We start from the raw sequence: 25,350 nt of genomic DNA on the forward strand, positions 1-25,350 counted from the left end.
TCACCGGGATACGGAGAGCTTCGAGAGACTCAGGTGTCGAACTCGTCGCGGTTCGGCGTCGGTATCCGAGAGCGCGGTCGCGACGCGAGCGCAGTAGTCGTCGAGGGCACGCTTCCCGTCCCCGTTCCCGTCCGCGAGCGTGTCCGCCAGCCGGTCCGCGGCGTCGGTGTCCATCTCCGAGAGCAGCGCCCGGGTCCGTTCGGCCGGCGACCCGGTCGGGTCCTCCGGGCGCCCGGAGCCAGCCGGGACGACCGCGGGCAGGGCACCGAAACAGAGCGCGAGCGCGGCCAGTAGCCCACGCTCGGCGGCGGCTCCGGGGTCGTCGACGCCCGGGGTCGTCCGGAGGTAGCGGGCCGCGGCCGTCCCTTCGAGGTCGACCGCCGCGTCGAACCACGACCGGATGTCGTCGCCGGACGGTGCGGTCCCGAGCGCCTCGACGGCGCGGGCGCAGACCTCGACCTCCTCGTCGGCCACGTCGTGGAAGCAGTCGCCGACGACGACCGTGTCGGCGCCCGCGTCGAGCATCGCCCGCGTCTTCTCGCGGTCGTCGATCCCGCCGCCGTACCAGACGCGGGCGCCCGTCACGGCGTCGGCGACCGCCCGGAGCACCTCGGCGGCCTCGTCGCCGCCGTAGGTGCCCGAGTACTCGACGTAGACGACCTCGCTGTCGAGGTGGCGGTCGGCGACCAGCGCGCGCTCCCGCGCGACCGCCGGCGAGAGCACGTCCGACTCGCCGACGCCGGCCCGGCGGGCCGCCGCGCTCTCGGGGTTCTGGACGATGTACGCCTCGAAGACGGCCGCCTCCAGCAGCCACGAGGTCGCGAAGTCGGCGAGCGGGTCGCCGACCGCGCGGTAGACCGGGCCGGGCAGTTTCTCGCGGAGCAGGTCGGGGACCAGCTCGTCGCGGAGGTAGACCAGCCCCTCGCCGAGCGTGCCGACGAGCGCCCCCGTCTCGCCGTTCAGCACCTCCGGGAGCGCGAGGAAGGCGGCCAGTTCACGGGTCCGCTCGGTGACGTGGCGCGCCTCGCTGGGCTCGTGGAACGCGGGGACGGGCGCGCGGGCCAGCAGGCGGAACGTCTCCTCGGTGTTCTCGGCGGTGACGGCGCTCGACCCGCCGACGGAGACGGCGTCGGTGTGCCGGAGGTAGAGCGGGGAGGCGACCGGCAGCAGTTTCGCCGTCTCCGGGTCGACCTTCGTGACGTGGCGCCAGTCGGCGGGGACCGGGTTGGCGTCTATCGGGAGGAGCGTCTCCGCGCCGACCCCGGCCGCGGCGGCGCACTGTCGGAGGGAGCGACCGAGCGACATACCGACCGGGAGGTGGCTGTCGCAGGTTAAACTCCCGGTTTCGGGGCCAGACCCCAGGAGTGGTCCCCGGCCGGGGTGGTCGGCGGACGACGACCGCGGGCGTCGCGCGTCGCCGATCACGACGACCCGGCGACGCCGACGGGACAAGACTTATGCCGGAAAGCGCCTCAGTGCTACCCGTCCGCACACACGGACACTGAAGCCATCCACTCCGTTCGGGGTCACCCCGAACCCGCCCCACCCCACCGTTCGTTGTTTCGCGGCGGGCCCTGCCCGGGCCCGCCCGTTTTCATACCGACCAGTCGACGTGCCGCCGTTCGCCCGCGGTTCGAGGTCCCGGGTGTCTGCCGGTCGCGACCGTGGAACCGACCGTCCTGTCGCTCGTCACACGATAGAACCAAGTGCGACGGCCGCTTGCGTGGGCGGTAGACGCCACGAATGGAGATCTCCGACCAGCTTCGTTGTCTGTTTTCGGCGCGGATCGAGGAACGGGACGGGTCCTACGTCGTCGAGGTCCCGAAACGAGAGGTCAGGACCGGTTCGGTCGCGGCCGGCGACACGTATCGCGTGGCGCTGGTCCCGTCGCCGTCGGACGGCGACGACGGCGAGCGAGCGGCGACCGGCGACGCGGCGCGAACCGAGCGTCCCGACCGGGGGGGCGAGGACCGCTCGGGACGGTCGCCGCCGGTCGAGGAGGGGGAGGAACGGACCGTCGAGATCGAGGACATCGGCGAGCAGGGCGACGGGATCACGCGCGTCGAGCGGGGGTTCGTCGTCATCGTGCCCGACACCGACCAGGGCGAACGCGTCACCGTCGAGATCACGGACGTGCGCGAGAACGTCGCCTTCGCCGAGGTCGTCGAGCGCCGGAGCTACTACGAGTAGGTCCCGCCGGCGAGGGCTCGCGGTTTGGGGGTCACTCGGCGGCCGCCGGCCCGTGTCGTCCGACAGCGTGCTGGATCCGACTCCGGCGGCGATCCGGCCGGACTGCGGCACACGTCCCTCTCCGTAGCAAGTGAAGTTATCGTTCCGAGCGGTCGCTGCCGCTGTTCGGTGCGTACGAGGGGTGAAAAGTGGAGACGGCGAAGGGGACGAACGGTCGCCGGCACGAGGGGTCCGGGAAAGGGTGGGTTCCTACGCTCCCCCGAGCGCGGGAACGGGTGGGTGTGGACGGGGTGGGTCGCGGGTGGGGTGCATCCGTGGTGGGATGGGGCTCGCGGTCACACGAGCCAGTCCGTAGTTAGGGCCGAAGACGGAAGTTCTCCGGGCCTCAGAGATTAGGTATCGATCCCGGTGTCACCGAGCAGTCCGGCGGTCGGGGACCACCCCGGCAGTCGGCACGGGGGCGCCAGGAGCGGAGCGGGGAGCGAGCGTCCGTGCGACGCCCACAGTTAACCTTCGTCGGCCCGTTCGTCCGACCGACATGCGCGCAGTCCGTCTGCACGACCACGGCGGCCCCGAGGTCCTCGGGGTCGAGGAGACCGACCGTCCGACACCCGCGTCGGACGAACTGCTCGTCGAGGTGGCGGCGGCCGGCGTCAATCCCGTCGACACCTACTTCCGCGACGGCTCCTACGAGCCCGTCGGCCTCCCGTTCACGCCGGGCGTCGACTTCGCGGGGACCGTCGCCGCGACCGGCGACGGCGTCGATGGGTTCGCCGAGGGCGACCGGGTGTTCGGCACCGGGGTCGGCAACGCCGGCTACCAGGGCGCCTACGCCGAGTACGCGACCGTCCCCACCGACCGCGTCGTCGCCCTGCCCGACGGCGTCGACCTGACGGAGGCCGGCGCCGCGGGCGTCGCGGCCGTCACGGCGTGGCGCGCGCTGGTCGACCACGCCGCCCTCGACCCGGCCGAGGACTGCCTCGTCCACGGCGGGTCCGGGGGCGTCGGCCACGCCGCCGTCCAGGTCGCCGACGCCGTCAGCGCCCGCGTGATTACCACCGCCAGCGAGGGCTACCACGACGACCTCGCCGACCTGGGCGCGGGGACGGTCCTCGACTACGGCCGCGACGACCTGGCCGACGCGGTCCGCGACGCCGCCGACGGCGGCGTCGACGCCGTGCTCGACCACCGGCTGGACGACTACCTCCAGTTCGACGCCGACGTGGCCGCCCAGGGCGCCCGCGTCGTCGGGATCGGCGAGAACAGCCCCGACCCCGGATTCACGGACGACGGCGCCGCCCGCTCGAAGGACGTGTCCTACCAGTTCATGTCGATGTTCAACATGCCGGACCTGCGGGTCGGGCTCGCCGGCGTCGCCGACCTGATGGAACGGGACCGGCTGTCGATCGAACTCGCCCGCAGCTACGACCTGGAGGAAGCCGGCGAGGCCCAGCGGGCCGTCATGGAGGACAGCTTCCTCGGCAAGCTCGTGATCGAGCCCTGACGCCGGAACCGCCCGGAGACTGACCGTCGAGCGCGACTCCGCCGGCGGAAGTCGGTCGCACCGGCCGGGGAATTCAGCGCACCCGGTTGACCGGGTCGTCGCCGTCGGCGACCCGGCGGACGCTCTCCGCGACGATGGACGCGACGTGACGGTAGTAGTCGCGGGTGTAAGCCGCGCAGTGCGGGGAGACGATCACGTCGTCGAGGTCCCACAGCGGCGAGTCGTCGGGCAGCGGTTCGGTCTCGAACACGTCGAGGGCTGCGCCGGCGATCTCGTCGTCGCGCAGCGCGTCGACCAGCGCCGACTGGTCGACGACGCCGCCGCGGGCGACGTTGACCAGGTAGGCGTCCTCGTCCATCGCCGCGAGTTCGTCGGCGCCGACCAGATCGCGGGTCGCGTCGGTCAGCGGGACGGCGAGGACGACGAACCGCGCGCCGGCGACGGCCTCCCGGAGCCGGTCGGTCGTGTACACTCGGTCGACGCCCGGTTCCGGCAGCGGGTCGCGGCGCACCCCCTCGACGTCGAGCCCGAGCCCGGTCAGCCGGTCGACGATCCCCCGGCCGAGGCCGCCGAGGCCGACGACGCAGGCCCGCTCGCCGGCGACCGTCCAGGCCTCGTCCCACGCCGGCCGGTCCCACTCGCGGTCGGCCTGGCTGGCGGCGTGGCGGTGGACCCGCCGCGCCAGGGCGAGGACGAACCCCGCGACCGTCTCGCCGACGGCGTCGCCGTGGATGCCGGTGCTGTTCGTCAGGGCGACGCCCCGCTCGCGCAGGCGGTCGTGGGGGAAGCGGTCGACCCCGGCCTGGATCGAGTGGACCCACTCCAGGTCGAGGAACGCGTCGCGGTGTTCGAAGGTGACGACGGCGTCGCAGTCGGCCAGCGACGCCGGCGAGCCGTCGACGCCCGTCACGTCGACACCCGACTCCGCGGTCGCGTCGGCGAGTCGCTCGACGAGCCGCTCGGGCGGGAACACCGCCGCGACCGACTCGTCGACGCCGATCGTGTCGAGTCGCATGGCCGGCCGTACACGACGCTGGTCGGTAACTGTTGCTCCGAACTCGGGGGTCAACGTGCCGGAGCGCCGGTCCGCGACGGGGCGACAGACGCGTGCCCGAGCGGCCGGGGGGCGCGGTCGGCGCCGACTACTCGTCGACGACGACCACGATCCGTTCGCGGTCGCTGGCGGCCGGACACTTCTCGGCGCGCTCGACGGGGACCGTCGCCGACAGCGACTCGACGGTCGCCTGCGACGGGAGGACCGTCATGTCGGCGCGGATCAGGCCGTTCCCGCCGACGCTCGACGGGAAGTACGACCCGCCGGCCCTGTAGAGGACGGGCACGTCCGCCCGGGCCGTCCCGTTGAAGACGCAGGCCCGCGCGGCGGGGAACGAGACCTGCTCGCGGTAGACGAAGTCGTTGTCGACCGTCGCCGCACCGACGACGACCGCCGTCGACTGCTCGGGGTCGGCGGGCATCTCCGCCGCGTCGTGAACGGTCGTCTCGTAGGTCAGCGGGCTCGTCCCGAGGTCGGCCGCGACGAGGGCCCCGCCCGCGACGGCGACCACGACGACCGCCGCGACGGCCTCCCCGCGGCGCAGCCGGTAGCGGCGCTCCTCGACGACGTAGACCGCGCCGAACAGCGCGACCAGCGCGAGTCCGACGGCCGCGAACGTCCCCGCCGTCCGGAGCGAGTGCGTCGACGCCGCGTAGCCGACGGCCCCCGCGAGCAGCGCGGCGTACAGGAAGAGCAGTCCCTGCCGGAATCGGGTCGCCGCCGCCCCGACGACCGCGAGGGTCGCGCCCAGCCCGAACAGCGCCGACTGGACGGTCACCGACAGGTCCGGCCCGACCCGCCGCGCGAACACCGCCACCGCGGCCACCACGACCACCGCGGCGACCAGTTCCCCCGCCCGCCGGCCGAGCGTCCGGTCGCTCATCGACACCCCTCCCTCGTCCGATCGCAGTCCACTGCGGGCACACCCCCGCGTTCATGTCAAACCCACAAAACACCTTTGGCCACGCAGCGCGGCGCGGCGGCCCATCGGACGCCTCCACGGAGTCGTCACCGATGGCGTCCGGCCCCGTCAGTCGAGCACGGTCAGCCGAGACCGGCCCGTCGCTCGCGGGCGACCGTGTACCCGACCACGACGACCACCCAGACGCCCACGCCGGCCACGAACAGCTCGAAGGGCACCTCGTACCCGAGGTTCCAGGCGAACAGCAGCCCCTGGACGGCGGCCAGCAGCGCCATCGTCGCGACGGTCACGACCCCCAGTACCGAGGGGTCCGCCGGCGGGTCGACACGACCGGCGCCCTCGATGAACAGAAGCGTCGCGAGCATGACGGCGGGCAGCGACACGACGGCCACCGGCTTCGACGCGAAGTTGTCCGGCTCGCCCGACGCCGAGAAGTGGATCGCCATCTCCGCGGGCAGCCGGTCCCACAGCGCCAGCCCCGCCACCAGCGTCGCCGCGACCAGCGCCAGCGACAGCCAGTCGTAGCGGTCGAGTCCGCCGAGCATACGGGCCCCTCTCGCCAGCGCGACAAATACCTACCGCGGATGTGCCGGACGGTCAGTCGCTGGCCGCGGGCTGGCCGCCGTCGCCGTCGCCACCGCCACTACTGGACAGCAGCGTTCGTTCGACGACGGTGCCGTCGTAGGTCGGGTACTGCCGCGACCACCTTTTTGCGCTCGGGTATCCTCGGTCGCTACGCTCCCTGCGGGTACCACTCGCGCAAAAAGATGGGGCAAAAAGGCGCATCTCGCTCCGCTCGATGCGATGAACCGGCGCCTGCGGCGCCGGACGGATCAGTCGCCCGCCGCGGACCGGCCGCCGTCGCTGCCGCCACCGCTCCCGCCCGACAGGGGCGTCCGTTCGACGACCGTCCCGTCGTAGGTGGGGTACTGCTCGACGATCTCCCCTTCGGGCACGTCGCCCTCCTCGACCATCTCCTCGAGCAGCCACCACGCCACCTCGACGTGGTCGGACTTGACGGTGTAGTACTCCTCGGGGACGCCGAGTTCGTCGAGCCGCGCGGCGTCGACCCACGTCTTCCCGTAGACGAGGGTGCCGTCGTCGGTGATCTCGTCGAAGGGGCGGCGCAGCGTGCGGGCCATCCGCTTGAGCCGCCGGCGGTGCTGGGCGGCGTCCTTGAAGACGCTCGTGCAGAAGTACACCTTCTCGTGGTCGCCCATCTCCTCTAAGATCTGCTCGCGCGGGCTGTCGACGGCGCTCATGTGCTCGTCGCGCAGCTCGAACCCCTCCTCCTGCATCCGGCGGTAGTTGCCGTCGGACATCTCGAACTCGTTGATGTTGCAGAAGTCGGCCGCGCCCTCGTCGAGGAAGTCGATGAACTCCTGCTCGGGGCGGATGCCGGGAATCTCGAACGCGGGGGTCAGCCCCTCCTCGCGGGCGACGTAGAGGATCTCCTCCCACTCGGTGCCGTGCAGGTCGCCCCACTGCTCGTAGGGGGGGTGGAAGCGGATCTCGTCGAGGCCGGCCTCCGAGAGCCGGCGCATGTTCTCCCGGCCGCCGGTGATGCCGGTATAGAGATGGGTGTGGAAGTCCTCGCCGTACTCGTCTTTGAGCAGCGAGAGGTAGCGAGTGGTGCGGCCCATCGCCTCCTGGGGCTCGCCGCCGGTGATAGACGCCCCGAGCGCGTCCATGCGCTCGGCCTCCTCGAGCACGTCCTCGTCGGACTCGACGGGCCGCTCGTTGGCGTAGACCTGGTTGACGTTCTTGCGGTTCTCGCCGAGGGGACAGTAGAAACAGTCGCGCTGGTCGCAGTAACCGTAGACGAACAGGACCATCTTCCCGCCCTTGGCGCACTGTTCGCAGCCCTCGGATATCATCGGCTCTACCTATCCCGTCGAGCGGGAAAAGTCGTGTGTTCCCGACCGGGGATGTCAACCGGTGGCGCCCGCGGCCCGCGCGGTCCGGAACCCCGGACCGCCACGCGACCCGGAAACCGCGACCGCCGCACGAACCGGAAACTCCGGCCGCGAGCGCGGCCCTATTGGGGGTGGCCCCGTTCGATTCGGCCAGTGAGCCGGACCGAGTCGCGCGACGAGGACGAGCCGCCGATCCCGACGGGAGACTGACGTGGCCGAGCCCACCGACCGCCGCGAGCGCCTGCTGTGGACGGTCGCCATCTTCGCGTTCGTCACCACCGACGCCGTCGGATTTCAACTGCGGGGCGCTCTGTTGCCCAGCATCGAGGAGAGCTTCCAGGTCTCGCAGGGACTACTCGGGCTCGTCGCCACGGCGGGCACGCTCGGGTTCGTCGCCTCGGTGCTGGTCGTCGGGCTGGTCGCCGGCCGCATCGACATCTACCGCGCGCTAGTGGGCAGCGCCGCCGTCGTCGCCGTCGGCGCCGTCCTGACGGGGATCGCGCCGGTCTTCCTCGTCTTCCTCGCGGCCCTGTTCCTCCGCGGGGTGGCGACGGGCCCGTTCCGCGCGCTCGACCGGGCGGTGCTGGGCCACCTCTACCCGGAGGGGCGCGCACGGATCTTCAACCGCTACGCGCTGGTGTGGGCCGCCGGCGCCGCCGCGGGCCCGCTCGTCGTCACCGCCGCGCTGGCCGCGGGGAACTGGCGGTTCGCCTACGGCGTCGTCGCCGTCGGCTTCCTCGTCTCGACGGTCCTGCTCGTCCGGCTGGACCTGCCCGACTCCGTCGCGACCGAGCGGGAACTCACTCTCGGCGACCTCCGGGAGGTCCTCCGCAAGCCCGCCGTCGCGGGGATGACCGGCGTCCTCGTGTTCAACGGCGGCATCGAGGGGACCCTCTTTACCTGGCTGCCGTACTTCGCGGCCCGGCAACTCCCCGCGGCGGAGGCGAACCTCGTCCTCTCGACGTTCCTCGCGGCGTACGTCCCCGGCCGCCTGGCCTACAGCTACCTCGCCGACCGCACCGGCCGCACGCTCGACCTCGTGCTCGTGACGCTGACGCTCACCATGCCCGCGCTGCTCGCGACGATATACCTCGCCAGCGGCCGCTGGCTGTTCGTCGCCGTCTTCGCGCTGGGGCTGGTGATCTCTGCTACTTTTCCCACCCTCTCTGCGTTCGGGATGAACGCCGCCCCCGAGTACAGCGGCCCCGTCAACGCTATCTCGACGAGCGCCGGCTACGTCGGCATCGCACTCGTCCCGCCCGTCGTCGGCCTGCTGGCCGAGCGCGTCGGCCTCCGCGCGGCGCTCGGAATCCTGCCCGCGTTGCTGGTCGCCATGCTCGTCGTCGCCGGCGTGACGCGGGTCTACCAAGCTCGCCGGGGCGCGCCGACCTGACCGACCAGGTCCCGTCCCGACACCGCCCTCTCGACGCCACGCGAGCCCCGAAGACTGATACAGGGCCGTAGCCTACTCCCGACCGATGCTGCTGGTCCTGTGCGTGGACCTCGACGACGACCTCGGGCGCAAGACGGGCGTGGAGACGCCGGTGGTCGGCCGCGACGCCGTCGAGGCCGCGGCCGTCGACCTGGCGACCGCAGACCCCGAGGACAGCGACGTGAACGTCCTCTTCGAGGGGCTGCACATCGCCGACCGGGTCGACGACGAGTCCGTCGAGGTGGCGGCGGTCACCGGTGTCGACGGCAGCGACGTGGCCGCCAACCGCGCCGTCGGCGAGGAACTCGACGAGGTGCTGGCGGGGCTGGCCACCGGCGAGGACGTGCGCGCGATGGTCGTCACCGACGGCGCCCAGGACGAGTCGGTCCTCCCGGTGATCCGCTCGCGGGTGCCCATCGACGGCGTCCAGCGGGTCGTCGTCCGGCAGGCCCAGGACCTGGAGTCGATGTACTACACGATCAAGCAGGTGCTCGACGACCCCGAGACGCGGGGGACGATCCTCATCCCGATGGGCATCCTCCTGCTCATCTACCCCCTGTCGCTTCTGGCCGAGCGCCTCGACATGCCCGGCGCCGTCTTCGGCGTCACGTCGGCGCTGATCGGCTTCTACCTGCTGTCGCGCGGGCTGGCGCTGGGCGAACGGCTCGACGCGTTCGTTGACCGGGTCCGCGAGGGGCTCTACGCCGGGCGCGTCTCGCTGGTGACCTACCTCGTCGCCGGCCTGTTGCTGGTGATCGGCGGGTTCACCGGCGCCCAGACGGTCCAGGAGCTCCAGTCGGCGCCCGGCGACGCGCTGACCGTGATCGAGGTGATCGCGGCGCTCGTCTACGGCTCGCTGCGCTGGTTCGCGGCCGCGGGCGTCACCAGCAGCCTCGGCCGCGTCGTCGACGGCTACATCGACGGCGAGTTCGAGTGGCGCCACCTCAACGCGCCCGTCTACGTGCTGGCGATCGCCTTCATCCTCCACGGGGTCTCCAGTTTCGTCCTCGCGTACGGCGACCTGTCGTATCTCGCCTTCACCCTCACCGGCGCGACGCTTCTGGGCCTGGCCAGCACCTTCGCGTTCGCGCTCGCCGAGTCGCGGTTCGGCGGCCGCGCCAGGCCGACCTAGATGTCGAGCCGGCCGACGGTGAACGACAGGTCGACGCCGACCCCGTCGACGGTCGCGGTGCCGGACAGGCCCGTCCGTTGCCCGCGCAGGTCCACCAGCCCCTCGCCGTCGAACGGTTGCCGGGCGGTGACGGCCGACCGGTCGCCGTCGCGCTCGCGCAGCCCGACGTACAGCGACTCGCCGGGTTCGAGGCGCTCGTCGAGTGTGACCGTCCGGGTGGTCAGGTTGTGGGTGAACTCGAACTCGGTCCCGGCCGGGACCGCCGCGCCGCCGGTCAGCGTGACGTTCAGGGCGGTTCCGTCGGGCGTCTTCTCGACGACCCCGCGGGGGACCCGGTCGAGCCACGGCGGCCGGGGCGCCCGGTCGACGCCCCACTCGTAGTCGAAGTCGTAGGTGTCGGCGACCGACTCGTTGTCGCCGACCTCGCCGGTCAGTCGGTGGATCCGGCCCACGTCGTCGACGAGCAGCCGCCCGGTGTAGTGGCCCAGCGACGCGCCGGCGCCCTTCGGTCCCGTCATCCGCAGCTCGTGGAGCGTCCGGCCGTCCGACGCCGTGGTCCCGGTCCACGCGTAGTCGCTCGTCGCCATCCGGACGCTCAGCGCCAGGCTGATCCCGCTGGTCGGTCCGATCGCCCCCGTCGTCGTGTTGGACGCCGACTCCATCTCGTAGGGCGGACCGACGAGCGTCCGGTTCGTGACGAGCACGCCCCCGGAGTACCAGGCCGCTCCCCGGTCGTCGCGCTCGTACTGCTCGCCGTCGACGCTGTAGACCACCTGCGAGTCGTCGCCGTTCCGATGGTGGAGCCGCCACCCGGAGGCGGCGACCGCCTCGAAGTGGGCGACCAGCAGCGCCGTCTCGTTGACCGTCCCGTCGGCGCGGACGCCCGGCGGGAGCGACTGTCCCTCGCCCGGCGTCGCACGCGTCCCGGGCGTGTGCGTCGACTGCGTCCCGGTCGCCGTCGACTCCGCCGAGTCGACGCCCGCCCGGTCGGTCCCCGCCGCACCCGCGCCGCCCGTCGCCGTACCCGCGTCGTTCGTCGTCGATTCGCCCTGTGTGGCCGTCGGCGTGGCGACCGGCGAGTCCGTCGGCGCGTCGGCACCGGGCGTCGCCGTCCCCCCGCCCAGCGCCGCGCAGCCCGACAGGACCACCAGCGCCGCGGCGGCCAGTGTCACCCACCAGTCACGTCGCATACCACGAGTCGGCACACGGGTCGGTGTAATCCGTTTCGGTCCGCGGTGACTGCCCCCGGTCGCCGTTCGCGACCGCGGAACCGCAATCACCGCTCGCGCGCCTGGCTCACGAGAAACCCGCAGCCAGCGATCACGAGGACGACGCCGCCGAGCAGCAGCGTCCCGCTCCCGGTCGCCGTCCCGAGGACGATGGCCGCCCACGCGAGGCCGAAGACGGCGTGGGCCAGCGCGAACAGCCGCCGACCCCGGCGATAGAAGACGACGGCGCCGAGCAGCAGCGCGACCGCGAGGACGGCCGCCGAGAGCGCGACCGGCCGCACGCGCAGGCCGCCGACCGGGACGGGCCCGACGAACGGTTCCAGCAGGAAGACCAGTCCCGCCAGGCCGACCAGCGTGCCGACGGCGGCCGGCCCGGGTTCGAGGTCGAGCGTCGCGCTCACGCCGCCCGCTCACCCCGCCGGCGCCGTCTCGTGGCGGCCGGCCACCCGGCCCACCGACGCGTCCGTGTCACGCCGCGCCGTTAGGACCGGATCGGTGTGAACGTTCCGCCCCGCTGGCGCCGACTGCACGGCCGCGGTCGTCGCCCGTGACGCGCTCGCACCCGGCGACGGTACTTTTATCGCACGCGGCCCGCTACCCGCGGTCGTGTCAACGAACGGACGAGGGGGCGTCCGGGCGAGCCGCGACGGGCCGCGCCAGCGGCGGCCGCCGCTCGCCCGAGGGATTCGAAACTGTCGATGACCGGCGGGGACTCGGGGACGGACGGCGACCGAGCGGAGCCGCCGACCGACGAGCCGGCGGCCACCGGCCGAGCGGAACCGCCAGCCGAGGGCGCGTCGGCCGACACAGAGCTCGACGCGGGCGAAATCGCGGACGGGAACGTTCCAGATGCGGTCCGAGCCCGCCGGTGTATCGCCGTGGCGGTCGCGGACGGCCGCGTCGTCGACGCGACGGCCGCGCTCGACGACGCCCTGGGGATCGACCCCGCGGTTGCAGCCGGTGATGGGGACTTCTACGACGCGCTCGCGGCCGCGGCGACCGATCCCGGAACGGTCGATCGGGTCGCGACGGCGGCCGCCGAGGGAGCGGCGACCGACGGGACCGCGGTGGCGTTCGGGACCGACGCAGGTCGGCGGGTGTACCGCCACGCCGCCGCGCCGTGTCCGGCCGACTCGGCGGCCGACCGGGTGGAGCTGTTCGAGGACGTGACGCGAGTCCGTGCCCGGGACCACGGGCTCGACACCGTCGAGACGCTCGCGGAGCGCGTCCGCGACGGCCTCCTCGCGACCGACGGCGAGGGGCGGGTCGCCTACTGCAACGAGTCGTTCGCGTCGCGGCTCGGCGCCGAGCCGGCGTCGCTCGTCGGGCGACCGGTCGCCCGGCTCGTCGTCGACGACGAGCGCGCGGCGTGGGTGGCCACGGTCGCCGAACTCGACCCCGACACGGAGCTGACCCGCGAGTTCGCGTTCCGGTGGGGCGACTCGCGGGTCCGGCTGTCGGTGGCGCTGACCGCGCGGCCGGAAGGGGGTATCCTGGGCGCGGCACGCCGTCCCGACCGGCCGTCCGAGCGGGCGGGTCGCGCCGAGCGGTACCGGCGGCTCGTCGAGAGCGCCGCCGACCCGATGTGGGTCGTCGACGCCGACGACCGGATCGCGCTCGCCAACGGGGCGATGGGCGAGTTTCTCGGCGTCGACCCCGCGGCCCTGGAGGGGGTGCCCGCGACCGACCCCGTGCCGGACGCGGCGGCCGACCGGATCGCCGCGGCGCTGGAGACGGTCCGCGCGGGCGACCGCCGCCGGTGGCACGACACCGAGTTGCGGCTCCCGGACGCCGAGGGGCGCGAGCGGCGGTTCGAGGCGACGTTCGGGCCGGTACGGACCGACGGGGCCGTCGTCGGGACGGTCGGCACCTTCCGCGACGTGACCGAGCGCGAGCGCCGCCGCCGGGAGCTCGAACAGCTCCGGCGGCTGCTCGCCGGCGTCGTCCGCACGGATGTGGCCGACGGCGTCCGCGAGATCGGCGACCTGGCCGACCGCCTGACCGAACGCGTCGACGGCGAACGCGCGGCGCTCGCGGGAGCGATCGGCGAGCGGGCCGACGCGCTGGCGGACCTGGTCACCAAGACCGCGGCGGTCGAGCGCATCGTCGACACCGACCCCGAGCCGACGGCGGTCGCGCTCGACGAGGCCGTCGACCGGGCGGTCGCTTCCGTCGACCCGCCGTCCGCGGCCACGCTCGACGTCGACGCCCCGTCGGTCGACGTGTGGGCCGTGCCGGTCGTCGACCTCGCCGTCCGGAACCTCGTCGAAAACGCCGTGGAACACAGTTCCACGAGCCGTCGGCCGGGGGCCGACGACGCCGTCGAGCACAGCTCGACGAGTCCTGCTTCGCAGGCTCAGCAGGACGCCACCACCCACGCGGGAGAAGCGCCGACCGTCTCGGTGACGGGGACGGTCGACGAGCGGTCGGTGACGCTCTCGGTCGTCGACGACGGCCCGGGGATCCCCGACGCGGAGCTGGCGGCGCTCGAACGCGGCGCGGAGACGCCGCTGGACCACGGCAGCGGCGTCGGCCTCTGGCTCGTCGAGTGGGTCGTCGCCAAGTCCGGCGGCGACCTCTCGTTCGAGACGGGCGACGGCACCCGCGCGACGGTCCGGTTCGACCGCGCCGACGGGCTCGGCGGGCCGATGGCCGGCGGCGACGCGGCCGACACGGCCGGGCCCGAGGACGCGGACGTGCGCGTCTGCCACCTCGACCCGGACCGCTCGGCGACGGCGCGGATCCGCGAGGCCGCCGCCGGCGTCGGCCCGACCGTCGCCGTCGAGCGCGCCGAAGGGGTCGACGCCGCGGTCGCGGCGCTGGAGGCCGGCCGCGTCGACTGCCTGGTCACCGACTGTATCGCCGACTCCGACTGGGACCGCCTCGCCGCGGCGGCCGACCGGGCCGACGCGCCCGTCGTCTGTTACGCCGGCGCCGCACACACCGGGATCGACGGCGAGCGGCTCGCCGCCGTCGACAGCCTCGTCGAGAAGGGGACGGGCACCGCGCCGGCGACCTTCCTGGTCGAGAAGGTCCTCGCGCTCGTCGGGGTCGACGCCGGCCCCCGACGGGTCGACCCGCCTGGCGCGTCGGTCGATGTCGACGTGTCGACGGCTGGGGCCGGCTCGGAGCGCCCCGACGACGGGAGCGACGCCGCGGTCGGATCCGGGGCCGACGCGGCCGTCCGCGTCGCGAGCGGTGCGGGGACGGCGACCCGCGTCCCGGACGGCCACCCCGGGTTCGCCGACGCGACCGACCCGCCCCCGGGCGGCGCGGCCGCGGCGGTCCGGACCGCGACCGACGGGACGGATCTGCGACACGTCGGCGAGTGGGCGCTGTCGCTGACGGTCGGCGGCGACGACCTCCGGGTGCGCTACGCGCGGGACCTGACGCCGCTGGCCGCCCGCGAGCGGCGCCGGACGCTGCTGGCAGCGCTGGTCGACCACGCCCGGGACCGGGTCTCGGTCGTCGACGCGAACGGCGAGGTGGTCTACCACAACGAGGCGTTCGCCGACGCGCTGGGGTACGGGGACATGACCGGGACCCACTCGGCGGAGTTCATGGCGCCGGGCGAGCTGGAGAAGGGGCAGCTGGCCGTCCAGCGGCTGCTCGCGACGCCGGAGCTGGACAGCGAGGTCCTCGACGTGGCCTTCGAGACGGCCGACGGCGAGCGGGTCACGCTGGCGCTCCAGTTCGCCGTCCGCCGCGAGGACGGGGAGTACGCCGGCGTCGTCAACGTCGGCCGCGAGGCGACCGGCGGGGCCGCGGACCCGCGGCTCGAACGCGCCCGGACGCTCGTCGAGAGCGCCGGCGACCCGATGTTCGTCGTCGACGCCGACGGCCGGCTGACGCTGGTCAACGAGGCGCTCGAACGCCTGCTCGGTCGCCCCCGATCGGCGCTGCGGGGCACCCACGTCCGGGAGGTCTTCCCGACCGTCGGTGCCGCGTGCGGCCGGGCGGGTGCCGACGACGCGGGCGACGGGGGGAGTCGGGGCGGTGTCGCCGACGGGGAGACTCGGGACGGTGCCGACGATGGCAGCCCGGACGCGGCCGCGGACCGCGGCGACGACGCGGGGCCCGACGAGTGGTGGCGGCCGGCCGGCGGCGACCGGACCCTCTGTGCGCGGGTCCGCGGCGCCGACGGCGACCGCCACCGCTACGAGCTGACCGTCACCGACCCCGACTCCGTCGAGGGCGCCGTCTGCACCTGCCGGGAGGTCACGGCCCGCGAGCGCCGCGCCGCGGAGCTCGCCCGGCTCAAGCGCGTGCTCGGGCGGGTCCTCAGGCACAACCTCCGCAACGAACTCACGCTCGTGACCGGCCACGCACAGCTCATCGCCGACGCGCTGGCCGACGCGGAGGACAGCGACTACAGTGACGACAGCGACGACCCGCTCGCGCTGGCGCGGTCGATCCAGCGCGCCAGCGACGACCTCGCGGCGACCGCGACGACGGCCCGCGCGGCCGAGCGGGCGCTCGAACGGGACGGCGTGCGCCCGCAGTCGCTGTCGACCGTCGTCGACGCCGCCGCGGAGGCCGCCGCCGAGCGGCGCGGGCCCGTGGCGGTGTCGGCGGCCGTCCCCGCGGACTGTGCGGTCGTCGCCCCGCCGTCGGTCGCGACGGCCTTCGAGGCGCTGTTCGGTGCGCTCGCCCGCGCCAGCGACGCCGACGAACCGACCCTCCGGGTCCGCGCCGAGGAGACCGACGGACGGGTCGAGATTCGCGTCTCGCTCCCGGACGCCCGTGTCGACCGCGGCGCCGTCGAGCCGTTCACCGCGCCGCCGGAGGCGACCCTCGACCGCCACCGCGACGCCGGCGCCTGGCTGTTCGCCTGGGTCCTCGACCGCTCGGCGGGGAGCGCCCGCGTCGACGACTCGGGTGACGGCCCCGCCGCCGTCGTCTCGCTGCCCGCCGCGGACGGCTCGCCGGCGAAGTCGTCCACGGCGGAGTGAGTCGCCCGCGGTCGCCCGTCGCCCGATAGCAACTCACATAGACCTGGCAACTGATCGATCGGTATGGGCGGGTTCACTTTCCGTGGGTGCTACGGACTGCGAGCGAGGGACCGGTCCCCGTCGCTCCCGGCGTCGCTGGGGGGCGTCGACCCCCGGCTGGCGTCGCCGGTCGGGACCGCACAGGACGCCGAGGGCAACGTCTGGATCGCCGACTCGGGCCACAACCGGCTGCTCGTCGTCGACGACGACCTGGACCGGCTGCTCGCCGCCGTCGGTGGTGCGGGGTCGCGGCCGGACCGATTCGACCTCCCGATGCGGCTGGCCCACCACCCCACCGACCGCGCGGTCTACGTCGCCGACACCGGGAACGGCCGGGTCCAGCGGCTCGACTACGCGTACGACGGCGACTGCCCACAGGTCACTGCCGTCGACGAGTTCGGGGCGGACGACACGTTCCACCCGAACGGCGTCGTCGCCCACGAGTACCCCGACGGCGTCCGGGTAATCGCGGCCGACGAGTTCTACCGCGAGGGGGCGGACCTGCGGGGTCGGCTGGTCGTCTTCGACGAGTCGGGCGAAGCGCTCCGGTCGATCCGGGCGGTCGGCGAGGACAACCCGACGCCGCTGTACTGGCCACAGGGCCTCGACGTCGACGACGAGGGGCGGATCTACGTGGCGAACACGGGCTACGGGGTGCTCCACGACGGCCCGGTCGGGCCGCCGAAGCTCGCGACGGTCGTCCGCTGTGACCGGACCGGAGCGGCGGCGCCGTTCGAGGGGCTGTCCGACGAGGTGCTCGCCGAGCTGCCGATGCCCCGCGACGTGGCCGTCGTCGGGTCGGGCGCCGACGCCCAGATCTTCGTCCCCGACGCGGCGACCGGGCGCGTCCACGTCTACACGAGCGTCGGCATCGCCGACGGCGTCGTCCCCGAGGACGGCGAGGACATCCGGGCGAACGCCGCCATCGAGGACGGGATCGGGGTCCCTCACGACGGCCGCCGGCGGGGAGACGGGACCCGGCGAAGGGACGACGCCATCTCGGGCGACGATCCCGGCCCGGGCGAGGGCGACGCCCAGCAGCGCTTCCGGGGGCCGGTCGCCATCGACGGCTTCGAGGGGGTCTCGGTGCCCGACTCCGACGCCGACGACCCGACGCTTCCGGTGCTGACCGCCGAGGCGCTCGCGGGACGGATCGGCGCCTACGCCGTCGACATCCACACCGAGTCCGCGGGGCGGTTCGGGTCGGTCGGCGCCCCGCGGAACCGCCCGGGGGAGTTCGCCGTCCCGACCGGGTCGGTCGTCGTCGCCGACCCCGACTCGCCGCTCGACGGGTGTGCGCTCGTCGGCGACGGCGCGAACGGGCGGCTCGGGTGCATCGACTTCGGCGCCGTGACCGACGGGACCGACGACTCCGGGGCCGTCACCGACGGCGGGCGTGCCGCCGACGCGGAGGGGGACCGCGGCCGCCGGGCGGGCCACCGGGGCGGCCGCGTCGACCCGGTGGAACTCCCGGCGACGCGGTTCCCGTTCGGGCTGGCCTACTGGCCCGCCGGCACCGGCGGGGGCGGGCGCCTGTTCGTGACCGACTACACCGCCCACTACCACGAGGCCGACGAGGTCGGCCAGGTCCACGTCTACGCGGTCGACGAAGCGGTCGGGGGCGAGACAGCCGCGGCGAAAGGGGACGAAGGCGCCGGCGTCTCGCTCACCCTGGTCGACTCCTTCGGCACCTGGGGGATGGGCGACGGCGAGGTGAAGCTCCCGCGGGGGATCGCGGTCGACCCGCGGGGCGAGGGGGTCGCCCGGGTCTGGGTCGCCGACTCGGCGAACGGGCGGATCGGCGCCTGGGACTACGACCGCGTCCTCGACGGGGCCGAGCCGCGGGGCGACCGGGGCTGTTTCGGCTACATCGACGGCGGCTTCTGGAACCCCTCGGACGTGGCCGTCGGCGACCGCGGCGTCTACGTCGCCGACGAGAACAACAACCGCCTCCAGCGGTTCGACGGCGACGAGTGGCACCCCGTCGGGGAGCCCGGGTACGGCGGCGGCCGCGAGTTCCTCCTGCCCATCTCCGTCGCCGCCCGCGAGGGGCGGCTGTTCGTCCTCGACCTGGTCAGCCGCTCGGTCCGGGTGTTCGCGGAGGACGGGGACGCTGAAGGCGGGCTGCGCCCGGTCGACGAACACCGGGCGTTCGGCGGCGAGGCGGCCGCCGGGGAACTCTGGCTCCCCTACCTCCTTTCGGTCGGCGACGGTTCGGACGCGCCGGGCCTCGACGTCGTGGTGCCGGACTCGACGCTGCACGTCGCACAGCACTACACCTGGGCCGGTGCGGAGTGAGTGGAGCGCGACCGTCGGCGGAAGCGTGGCGGCTGGACGAGGTGGCGGCGTGAAAAAACGAGCGTGGCGAGTCGAGAACGGGTCCGTCTACGCGAGGTCTTCGATCGTGTCGACGATGGCGTCGCTGTACTCGGTCGTCGAGACCTTCTCGGCGTCGTCGAGGTTGCGGGCGAGGTCGTAGGTGACGGTGCCGCCGGAGATGGTCTCCTCGACGGCGTCGCGGACGAGGTCCGCGGCGTCCTTCCAGCCCATGTAGTCGAACATCAGGCGGCCGGAGAGGATCATCGCGGTGGGGTTCGCCTGGTCCTGGCCGGCGCGCTTGGGCGCGGAGCCGTGGACCGGCTCGGCGAGCACGCGGGCGTCACCGAAGTTGGCGCCCGGCGCGATGCCGAGGCCGCCGATCTGGGCGCCGGCGGCGTCCGAGAGGTAGTCGCCGTTGAGGTTCGGCATGGCCAGCACGCCGAACTCGTCGGTGCGGAGCTGCATCCACTGGAGCATCGCGTCGGCCAGTCGCTCCTCGACCATGACGGCGCCCTCGGGGATGTCGATCTCGTCCTGGGTCTCCCACAGCGAGTCGGGCGCGGCGAAGACCTCCTCGTCGGGGTACTCCTCCTCGGCGACCTCCATGCCCCACTCGGAGAACTGCCCCTCGGTGAACTTCATGATGTTCCCCTTGTGGACGAGCGTGACCTTGTCGCGGTCGTGCTCGATGGCGTAGTCGATGGCCTTGCGGACGAGCCGCTTGCTGCCCTTCTCGGTGATCGGCTTGATGCCGATGCCGACCGGGCCGTCGTGGATAGTCGAGTCGAAGCCCATCTCCTCCTCGACGAACTCGCGGACCTGCTCGACCTCCTCGGTGCCCTCCTCCCACTCGATGCCGGCGTAGACGTCCTCCGTGTTCTCCCGGAAGGTGACCATGTCCATCTCCTCGGGCGATTTCATCGGCGAGGGGACGCCGTCGAGGTAGTAGGTCGGCCGGACGTTCGCGTAGAAGTCCAGCGTCTGGCGCAGGGCGACGTTCAGCGAGCGGAAACCGGCGCCGACCGGTGTCGTCAGCGGGCCCTTGATGGCGACGCGGAACTCGTCGATGGCGTTGACGGTGTCGTCGGGCAGGTTCTCGTCGTACTTCTCGCGGCCGGACTCGCCGGCGAACACCCGCATCCAGCTGATCTCCCGGCCGGTCGCCTCCGCGGCGGCCTGGAGCACCTTCTGGGCGGCCGGCCCGACGTCCTTCCCGATCCCGTCCCCGTGGATGATCGGGACGATCGGGTTCTCCGGAATGTCCAGCTCGTCGGCCTCCTCGTCGACGACTTCGATCGGCGTTCCGTCAGACGGAACCTCAACCCTGTCGTACTCGTATCCCATACGCCGCCATTCCACGTTCGGGCCTAAAGGACTGCCGTTTTCCGTGAGGTGGTTTCGCCGGAACGAACCCCGACGCGCTCCGAATCTGTTCGGGATCGTCGAACGTGATTTCGACGATGCCCGAGGAGTGTGTCGACGATCCTCGCATACCGGCGAGACGGACCGTGGGGACGGGATACCGAAACCGACTGTGGGTACGCTGTGAGGGGCGCGCCCGCGGGAAATCGCGGGACGCCGAACTTATGACGGCGGGGACGGCAGGATCGGGTATGCAGATCATCGCCCACGGCGGCGCGGGGTCGCCGCCCGACGAGCCCGCCGACCGCCAGGCAGTGCTGGACGAGGCCGTCGCCCGCGGGACCGAGGAGTCGGACCCGGTCGCGGCGGTCTGTGCGGCCGTCCGCGTCCTCGAGGTCGACCCGTCGTTCAACGCCGGCGTCGGCGGCGCCGTCCAGAGCGACGGGGCGATCCGCACGGACGCGGGGCTGATGACCGCCGACGGCGAGGCGGGGGCGGCGGCCGCGATGCCGGGCGTCTGCCACGCCGTCGAGGTCGCCCGGGCGGTCGCAACCGAGACGCCTCACGTCATGCTCGCCGGCGAGCAGGCGGTCTCGTTCGCCGGCGCCGTCGGCGTCGAGACGGGCCTGGACCTGTGGGCCGACCGCACCCGCGAGCGCTGGAGCGACGCCGACCCGCCGACCGACGACCCCGAAGCGCACCTCCGGTGGGTCCGCGAGCACTTCGCGAGCGACGAGCGCGACGGGAGCGGCGACGAGGACGGGGGCAGCGACGACGAGGACGGGGACGACGGCGATCCGGTCGGCGAGGGCGCGGCCGACTCCCCGGCGGCTGACCGGCCGTCCCGGGCCGACCCCCACGACCACGACACCGTCGGGGCGGTCGCCCGGGCGGGCGAGGAGATCGCCGCCGCGACCTCCACCGGCGGCCGCTGGCTCGCGCTGGCCGGCCGGGTCGGCGACGTGCCACAGGTCGGCGCGGGCTTCTACGCCAGCGAGGCGGGCGGGGCGAGCGCGACCGGCGCCGGCGAGGCGATCGCTCGCGAGGGACTGGCTCGTCGGGCGGTCGGCCTCCTCGAACGGGGTGCCGACGCCGCGACGGCCGCGCGGCTGGCGATCGAGGAGTTCGACGACGCCGCCGAGGGCGACGCCGGGATCGTCGTGCTGGACGCCGACGGGAACGTCGGCGAGGCGTACAACAGCCCGGCGATGCAGACGGCGCAGGTGAACTGACGGCGGGCGCCGTCGCCTCCGGCGACACAGAAACCCTTTGACCGCAGGGTGCAAACCGCGAGCCATGAGCGTCGATCTGGACTCCGAGCAGTACGAGAAGTGCCGGGAGGCCGGCGAGATCCTCGCGCAGGTGCGCGACGAGGCCGCCGAACGCGTCGAGGTCGGGACCGGGTACCTCGAGATCAGCGAGTGGGCCGAGGACCGCATCCGCGAGCTCGGCGGCGAGCCCGCCTTCCCCGTCAACGTCAGCGTCGACGAGGAGGCCGCCCACGGCGCCGCCGGCCCCGACGACGACCGCGAGATCGGCGAGGACCTCGTCAAACTCGACATCGGCGTCCACATCGACGGCTGGCTCGCCGACACGGCCGTCACGGTCGACCTCGCCGGCGAGGCCGAACTCACCGAGGCGGCCGCCGAGGCGCTCGACGCCGCGCTGGAGGTCGTCGAGCCGGGCGTCGAGACCGGCGAGATCGGCGCCGCCATCGAGGAGACCATCGAGGGCTACGGCTACAACCCGGTCGTCAACCTCACCGGCCACGGCCTGGGCCACTGGGAGCAACACACGACGCCGAACATCCCGAACCGCGCCGTCGAGCAGAGCGCCGAACTCGAGGTCGGCGACGTGGTCGCGGTCGAGCCGTTCGCCACCGACGGCGGCGGCAAGGTCCAGGAGGGCAGCCAGGAGGAGATCTTCGCGCTGGAACGCGAGGGGTCGGTCCGCGACCGCACCGCCCGCCAGGCGCTCGACCAGATCACCGAGGAGTTCCGGACGCTGCCGTTCGCCGCCCGCTGGCTCGACGTGCGCCGCCCGAAGATGGCCCTGCGACGGCTCCAGCGCCAGGACATCGTCCACGGCTACCCCGTCCTCAAGGAGGACGAGGGCCGGATGGTCAGCCAGAAGGAACACACGATCATCGTGACCGAGGACGGCTGCGAAGTCACGACGCGGAGCCGGTAGGGACGGCACATGGGTACGATATTCGTCGCGTACGGCGGCGAGGGCCGCGAGTCGGTGCTGACGTTCGCCGCCGAGCGGGCCCGTGAGGCGGGCGACGACCTCTACGTCTACCACCTCCGGGAGCTGGTCGACGAGTCGATCGACGTGCGCGGGGAGGTCGAGTCGACCCTCGACCGGACGGCCCCCGGGGTCGACGCGGAGGTAGCCGTCGAGAGCGCCGACGACGAAGAGGCGGGCCCGTCGACGAAGGGTCGGCTGGCCGAGGTGGCCGCCGACCCCGAGCGCGACTGGACCTACGTCGTCATGGGCGACGTCGAGCGCGGCGCGGTCGAGCGGTTCGTCCTGCCGAGCATGACCGAAGCGGTGCTGGAGACGCGGGCCGTGCCGGTCCTGCTCGTCCCCGTCTGATCCGCTTTCTCCGGGTTTATCCGACTGCGCGCCGAGACATCGCACATGTCACGGATACTCGTCACCGGCGGCCTCGGTGGCTCCGGCCGCTGGATCGTCGACCGACTCGCCGAGGAGGGCCACGAGGTCCTGTGCGTCGACCAGCGGTACGCCGAGAGCGAACGTGAGAATGTCGACGTGCGCGTCGCCGACCTGACCGACCGCGGCGACGTGTTCGACCTCGTGGGAGCGTTCGACCCCGACGCCGTCGTCCACTGGGCGGCCATCCCCGACCCGCTGGACCACCCCGGCGGCGAGGTCTTCGAGAACAACGTCGTCTCGACGTACAACGTCCTCGAGGCCGCGGGCCGGGCCGACGCCCGCGTCGTCTGGGCGTCCTCCGAGAGCGCGCTCGGGTTCCCCTTCGCCGCCGAGACGCCGGCGCCGGACTACCTCCCCGTCGACGAGGACCACCCGCTCCGGCCCGAGGACCCCTACGGCGTCTCCAAGGAGGCCGGCGAGGCGCTGGCGCGGACCACCGTCCGCCGCCACGACGTGCCGGTCGTCTCGATCCGCCCCTCGTGGATCCAGTACCCCGGCGAGTACGTCTGTCTCGGCAACGAACCCCCCGAGGAAGGCGTCGGGAACTTCTGGAGCTACATCGACGTGCGCGACATCGCCGCCATCGTGGTCGCCGCGCTCGACGCCGATATCGAGGGCCACGAGGCCGTCTTCGCGGTCGCCGACGAGAACTACGCCGACCGGGAGACGACCGAGTTGTTCGCGGAGCAGTTCGGGTCGGTGCCCGAACCTTGCGACCTGTCGGGCGACGATTCGTCCATCTCGAACGCGAAGGCCGCCGACCTGCTGGGCTGGGAGCCCGCCCACTCGTGGCGCGACGCTGCCGACGAGGACGTGGACGAACCGACGGTCTGAGGCCGCGCTCCCGCGGCGCGAGCCGACTCACTCCGCTCTTTCTTCGCCGGCCGGGTCGTGCGCGATGGCGAACAGGAACCCCGAGAGGAAGAGCAGTTCGTTGCCGAGGTACACCCCCAGGATCGGGTCGACGATCCCGACGATCGACGCCGGGAGCGCGACGCCCAGGACCGCGAGCACGAGCGCGAGGATCGCCGCGACCCCGGCGAAGATCCGCGTGACCGCGCCGCAGACGTAGCCGACAGCGAACACCAGGATCGCTTCGAGCAGTCCCATGACCGGAGGGACGCGCGGGTCGCCGATAGCCCTTCCGCCGGCTGGCACAGACGGCGGCCCGACGGGTGACAGCCAGTCCGGCGGTCGGCCGTCGACTGGCCGCCGGTCACCCGTGTGTCTCGGTACCACGGCCCGGAAACCGTTTTGCCGGTCCCGGGGCACGGGTCGCCCATGCCGACGCGCGTTCGGGAGGTGACCACCGACGAGGGGTGGGACGAGGCCGTCCCGATACTCCGCCAGCTGTGGAGCCACGTCGACGAGGCGTTCGTCCGCGGGTGGCGCGCGGAGGACGACTACCGGCTGTTCGGGCTGTACGAGACCGACGGGGCCCACGGCGCCGACGACGGACCGGAGGCGACCGGCGGCGAGACGCTCGTCGCGGTCGCGGGCGTCTCGGTCCAGCGGGTGCTCCACCACGAGCGCCACCTCTGGGTCCACGACTTCGTCGTCGACGAGCCGCGCCGCGGCGAGGGCTACGGGACCGAACTGCTCGACTGGCTCGAGGAGTGGGCGCGCGACCGGGACTGCGAGAACCTCGCGCTGGCCTGCCGGGCGGGCAACGACGCCGGCCGCGAGTTCTACGAGTCCCGTGAACTGGAGGTGTGGGGGCAGGTGCTGGAGCGCGAATTATAGGCCGATATCGGGGCCGGCGTAGGCGATGTAGACGCCGATGGCGGCGCCGGCGGCGTAGCCGAGGCTGCCGAGCGCCGCCCGCTCGACGGGGTCGCCGGCGACGAGGACACCGAACAGCGTGACGGCCGCGGCGCCGGCGACGAACGCCGCCGCGGCCGCCTGGAGGGGCAGGGTCCGGAGGGAGCGGGACATACCTGCCGCATCGTTCGCGCCGGTCAATAGGTTTTTACCCTCGGTCCCGGGCCGCGAACGCGCGCCCGTCGGGGTTTAGTGGGTCGGTCCCGCAGGGCCGGCATGGACCAGGTCTTCGCCCCGTGGCGCATCGAGTGGGTCGAGCGCGAGGGCGGCAACGACGACGTCGATGGCTGCGTCTTCTGCGCGTTCGCCGAGGGCGACCCCGCCGAGGACCGCGACCGGCGGGTCGTCGCCCGCTCGGACCGCGCCTTCGTCCTCCTGAACAACTACCCGTACAACCCCGGCCACGTCATGGTCATCCCCCACAACCACACCGGCGACTACCGCGAGCTGGACGACGAGCAACTGCTCGACCACGCCCGGCTGAAACAGCGGACCTTCGACGCGCTCGACGACGGGCTCGGCCCCGACGCCTACAACGCCGGGCTCAACCTCGGCGGGGGCGCCGCCGGCGGCTCCATCGACGACCACCTCCACACCCACGTCGTCCCGCGCTGGGAGGGCGACACCAACTTCATGCCCGTCATCTCGGACACCCAGGTCATCGTCGAGGCCGTCGACGACACCTACGACCGCCTCCGCGCGGCGTTCGCCGAACAGGACGGCGCCACAGTCGACGGCGAGGACCACGCCGTCCGACTCGCCCTCGACGGGTAAGTGCGCTCGACAGGTGAGCGCGCTC

At 73.4% G+C, this 25,350-nt stretch carries 22 protein-coding genes; 12 read left to right on the forward strand and 10 right to left on the reverse strand.

All coding sequences use genetic code 11. The annotated features are described in order from the left end of the window. Window positions 1-1,305, reverse strand: coding sequence for a geranylgeranylglyceryl/heptaprenylglyceryl phosphate synthase (locus ACMGFG_RS01020; RefSeq protein ID WP_436928490.1), 1,305 nt, complete (start codon window positions 1,303-1,305; stop codon window positions 1-3). Window positions 1,306-1,743: 438 nt separating this feature from the next. Between ACMGFG_RS01020 and ACMGFG_RS01025 the strand changes: the two genes are divergently transcribed. Continuing rightward, a complete protein-coding gene (locus ACMGFG_RS01025; RefSeq protein WP_436928491.1) occupies window positions 1,744-2,190 on the forward strand; it encodes a TRAM domain-containing protein in 447 nt (148 codons plus the stop codon). Window positions 2,191-2,728: 538 nt separating this feature from the next. After that, window positions 2,729-3,694, forward strand: coding sequence for an NADPH:quinone reductase (locus ACMGFG_RS01030; protein ID WP_436928492.1), 966 nt, complete (start codon window positions 2,729-2,731; stop codon window positions 3,692-3,694). A 73-nt stretch (window positions 3,695-3,767) separates the two neighbouring features. Here ACMGFG_RS01030 and ddh read toward each other — a convergent pair whose 3' ends face one another. The 4 genes from ddh to ACMGFG_RS01050 all read right to left on the reverse strand — a co-directional run bounded on the left by ddh (window position 3,768) and on the right by ACMGFG_RS01050 (window position 7,547). After that, window positions 3,768-4,709, reverse strand: a complete 942-nt coding sequence (gene ddh, locus ACMGFG_RS01035; RefSeq protein WP_436928493.1) for a D-2-hydroxyacid dehydrogenase — start codon at window positions 4,707-4,709, stop codon at window positions 3,768-3,770. Window positions 4,710-4,836: 127 nt separating this feature from the next. Then, window positions 4,837-5,631: a hypothetical protein gene (locus tag ACMGFG_RS01040; RefSeq protein WP_436928494.1), complete on the reverse strand. Its 795-nt coding sequence runs from the start codon at window positions 5,629-5,631 to the stop codon at window positions 4,837-4,839. A 161-nt stretch (window positions 5,632-5,792) separates the two neighbouring features. Further along, the gene (locus ACMGFG_RS01045; protein WP_436928495.1) at window positions 5,793-6,215 is read right to left on the reverse strand and encodes a DUF1648 domain-containing protein; all 423 of its coding nucleotides are present in this window, start codon (window positions 6,213-6,215) and stop codon (window positions 5,793-5,795) included. A 288-nt stretch (window positions 6,216-6,503) separates the two neighbouring features. Then, window positions 6,504-7,547, reverse strand: coding sequence for a radical SAM protein (locus ACMGFG_RS01050; protein WP_436928496.1), 1,044 nt, complete (start codon window positions 7,545-7,547; stop codon window positions 6,504-6,506). 250 nt (window positions 7,548-7,797) lie between these two features. Here ACMGFG_RS01050 and ACMGFG_RS01055 point away from each other — a divergent pair, with 250 nt between their 5' ends. Both ACMGFG_RS01055 and ACMGFG_RS01060 read left to right on the forward strand, forming a co-directional pair. Continuing rightward, a complete protein-coding gene (locus ACMGFG_RS01055; protein WP_436928497.1) occupies window positions 7,798-8,979 on the forward strand; it encodes an MFS transporter in 1,182 nt (393 codons plus the stop codon). 85 nt (window positions 8,980-9,064) lie between these two features. Next, a complete protein-coding gene (locus tag ACMGFG_RS01060) occupies window positions 9,065-10,150 on the forward strand; it encodes a DUF373 family protein (RefSeq protein WP_436928498.1) in 1,086 nt (361 codons plus the stop codon). Here the strand turns inward: ACMGFG_RS01060 and ACMGFG_RS01065 are convergent. Beyond that, window positions 10,147-11,340 carry a hypothetical protein gene (locus ACMGFG_RS01065; RefSeq protein ID WP_436928499.1) on the reverse strand — a complete coding sequence of 398 codons (1,194 nt, stop codon included), beginning with the start codon at window positions 11,338-11,340 and terminating at the stop codon, window positions 10,147-10,149. The two genes, ACMGFG_RS01060 and ACMGFG_RS01065, sit on opposite strands and share 4 nt — an antisense overlap. Before the next feature lie 86 nt (window positions 11,341-11,426). Beyond that, on the reverse strand, window positions 11,427-11,780 hold the full coding sequence (locus ACMGFG_RS01070; protein ID WP_436928500.1) for a hypothetical protein: 354 nt from the start codon (window positions 11,778-11,780) through the stop codon (window positions 11,427-11,429). Between the two features lie 297 nt (window positions 11,781-12,077). On the opposite strand from ACMGFG_RS01070, the gene ACMGFG_RS01075 reads away from it, so the two are divergent. Continuing rightward, complete coding sequence (locus ACMGFG_RS01075) at window positions 12,078-16,331, forward strand: PAS domain S-box protein (RefSeq protein ID WP_436928501.1); 4,254 nt, start codon at window positions 12,078-12,080, stop codon at window positions 16,329-16,331. 63 nt (window positions 16,332-16,394) lie between these two features. Continuing rightward, window positions 16,395-18,668 carry an NHL repeat-containing protein gene (locus ACMGFG_RS01080; RefSeq protein ID WP_436928502.1) on the forward strand — a complete coding sequence of 758 codons (2,274 nt, stop codon included), beginning with the start codon at window positions 16,395-16,397 and terminating at the stop codon, window positions 18,666-18,668. Window positions 18,669-18,755: 87 nt separating this feature from the next. Here ACMGFG_RS01080 and icd read toward each other — a convergent pair whose 3' ends face one another. Continuing rightward, window positions 18,756-20,033, reverse strand: coding sequence for an NADP-dependent isocitrate dehydrogenase (icd, locus tag ACMGFG_RS01085; protein WP_436928503.1), 1,278 nt, complete (start codon window positions 20,031-20,033; stop codon window positions 18,756-18,758). 269 nt (window positions 20,034-20,302) lie between these two features. Between icd and ACMGFG_RS01090 the strand changes: the two genes are divergently transcribed. The 4 genes from ACMGFG_RS01090 to ACMGFG_RS01105 all read left to right on the forward strand — a co-directional run bounded on the left by ACMGFG_RS01090 (window position 20,303) and on the right by ACMGFG_RS01105 (window position 23,564). Next, window positions 20,303-21,283 (forward strand): isoaspartyl peptidase/L-asparaginase, encoded by a 981-nt coding sequence (locus ACMGFG_RS01090; RefSeq protein ID WP_436928504.1) that lies wholly within the window; start codon window positions 20,303-20,305, stop codon window positions 21,281-21,283. 64 nt (window positions 21,284-21,347) lie between these two features. Next, complete coding sequence (map, locus tag ACMGFG_RS01095; protein WP_436928505.1) at window positions 21,348-22,241, forward strand: type II methionyl aminopeptidase; 894 nt, start codon at window positions 21,348-21,350, stop codon at window positions 22,239-22,241. Window positions 22,242-22,250: 9 nt separating this feature from the next. After that, complete coding sequence (locus tag ACMGFG_RS01100; protein WP_436928506.1) at window positions 22,251-22,649, forward strand: universal stress protein; 399 nt, start codon at window positions 22,251-22,253, stop codon at window positions 22,647-22,649. A 45-nt stretch (window positions 22,650-22,694) separates the two neighbouring features. Beyond that, window positions 22,695-23,564, forward strand: coding sequence for an NAD-dependent epimerase/dehydratase family protein (locus ACMGFG_RS01105; protein WP_436928507.1), 870 nt, complete (start codon window positions 22,695-22,697; stop codon window positions 23,562-23,564). A gap of 27 nt (window positions 23,565-23,591) precedes the next feature. Here the strand turns inward: ACMGFG_RS01105 and ACMGFG_RS01110 are convergent, their stop codons facing one another. Continuing rightward, a complete protein-coding gene (locus ACMGFG_RS01110) occupies window positions 23,592-23,840 on the reverse strand; it encodes a hypothetical protein (RefSeq protein ID WP_436928508.1) in 249 nt (82 codons plus the stop codon). A 171-nt stretch (window positions 23,841-24,011) separates the two neighbouring features. Here ACMGFG_RS01110 and ACMGFG_RS01115 point away from each other — a divergent pair, with 171 nt between their 5' ends. Next, on the forward strand, window positions 24,012-24,473 hold the full coding sequence (locus ACMGFG_RS01115; protein WP_436928509.1) for a GNAT family N-acetyltransferase: 462 nt from the start codon (window positions 24,012-24,014) through the stop codon (window positions 24,471-24,473). Here ACMGFG_RS01115 and ACMGFG_RS01120 read toward each other — a convergent pair. Continuing rightward, a complete protein-coding gene (locus tag ACMGFG_RS01120) occupies window positions 24,468-24,665 on the reverse strand; it encodes a hypothetical protein (RefSeq protein ID WP_436928510.1) in 198 nt (65 codons plus the stop codon). The two genes, ACMGFG_RS01115 and ACMGFG_RS01120, sit on opposite strands and share 6 nt — an antisense overlap. Before the next feature lie 102 nt (window positions 24,666-24,767). On the opposite strand from ACMGFG_RS01120, the gene ACMGFG_RS01125 reads away from it, so the two are divergent. Then, window positions 24,768-25,325: an HIT family protein gene (locus ACMGFG_RS01125; RefSeq protein WP_436928511.1), complete on the forward strand. Its 558-nt coding sequence runs from the start codon at window positions 24,768-24,770 to the stop codon at window positions 25,323-25,325. Window positions 25,326-25,350 lie beyond the last annotated feature (25 nt).

It is taken from the genome of Halosimplex halobium (genome assembly GCF_051414055.1).
Lineage (GTDB): Archaea > Halobacteriota > Halobacteria > Halobacteriales > Haloarculaceae > Halosimplex > Halosimplex halobium.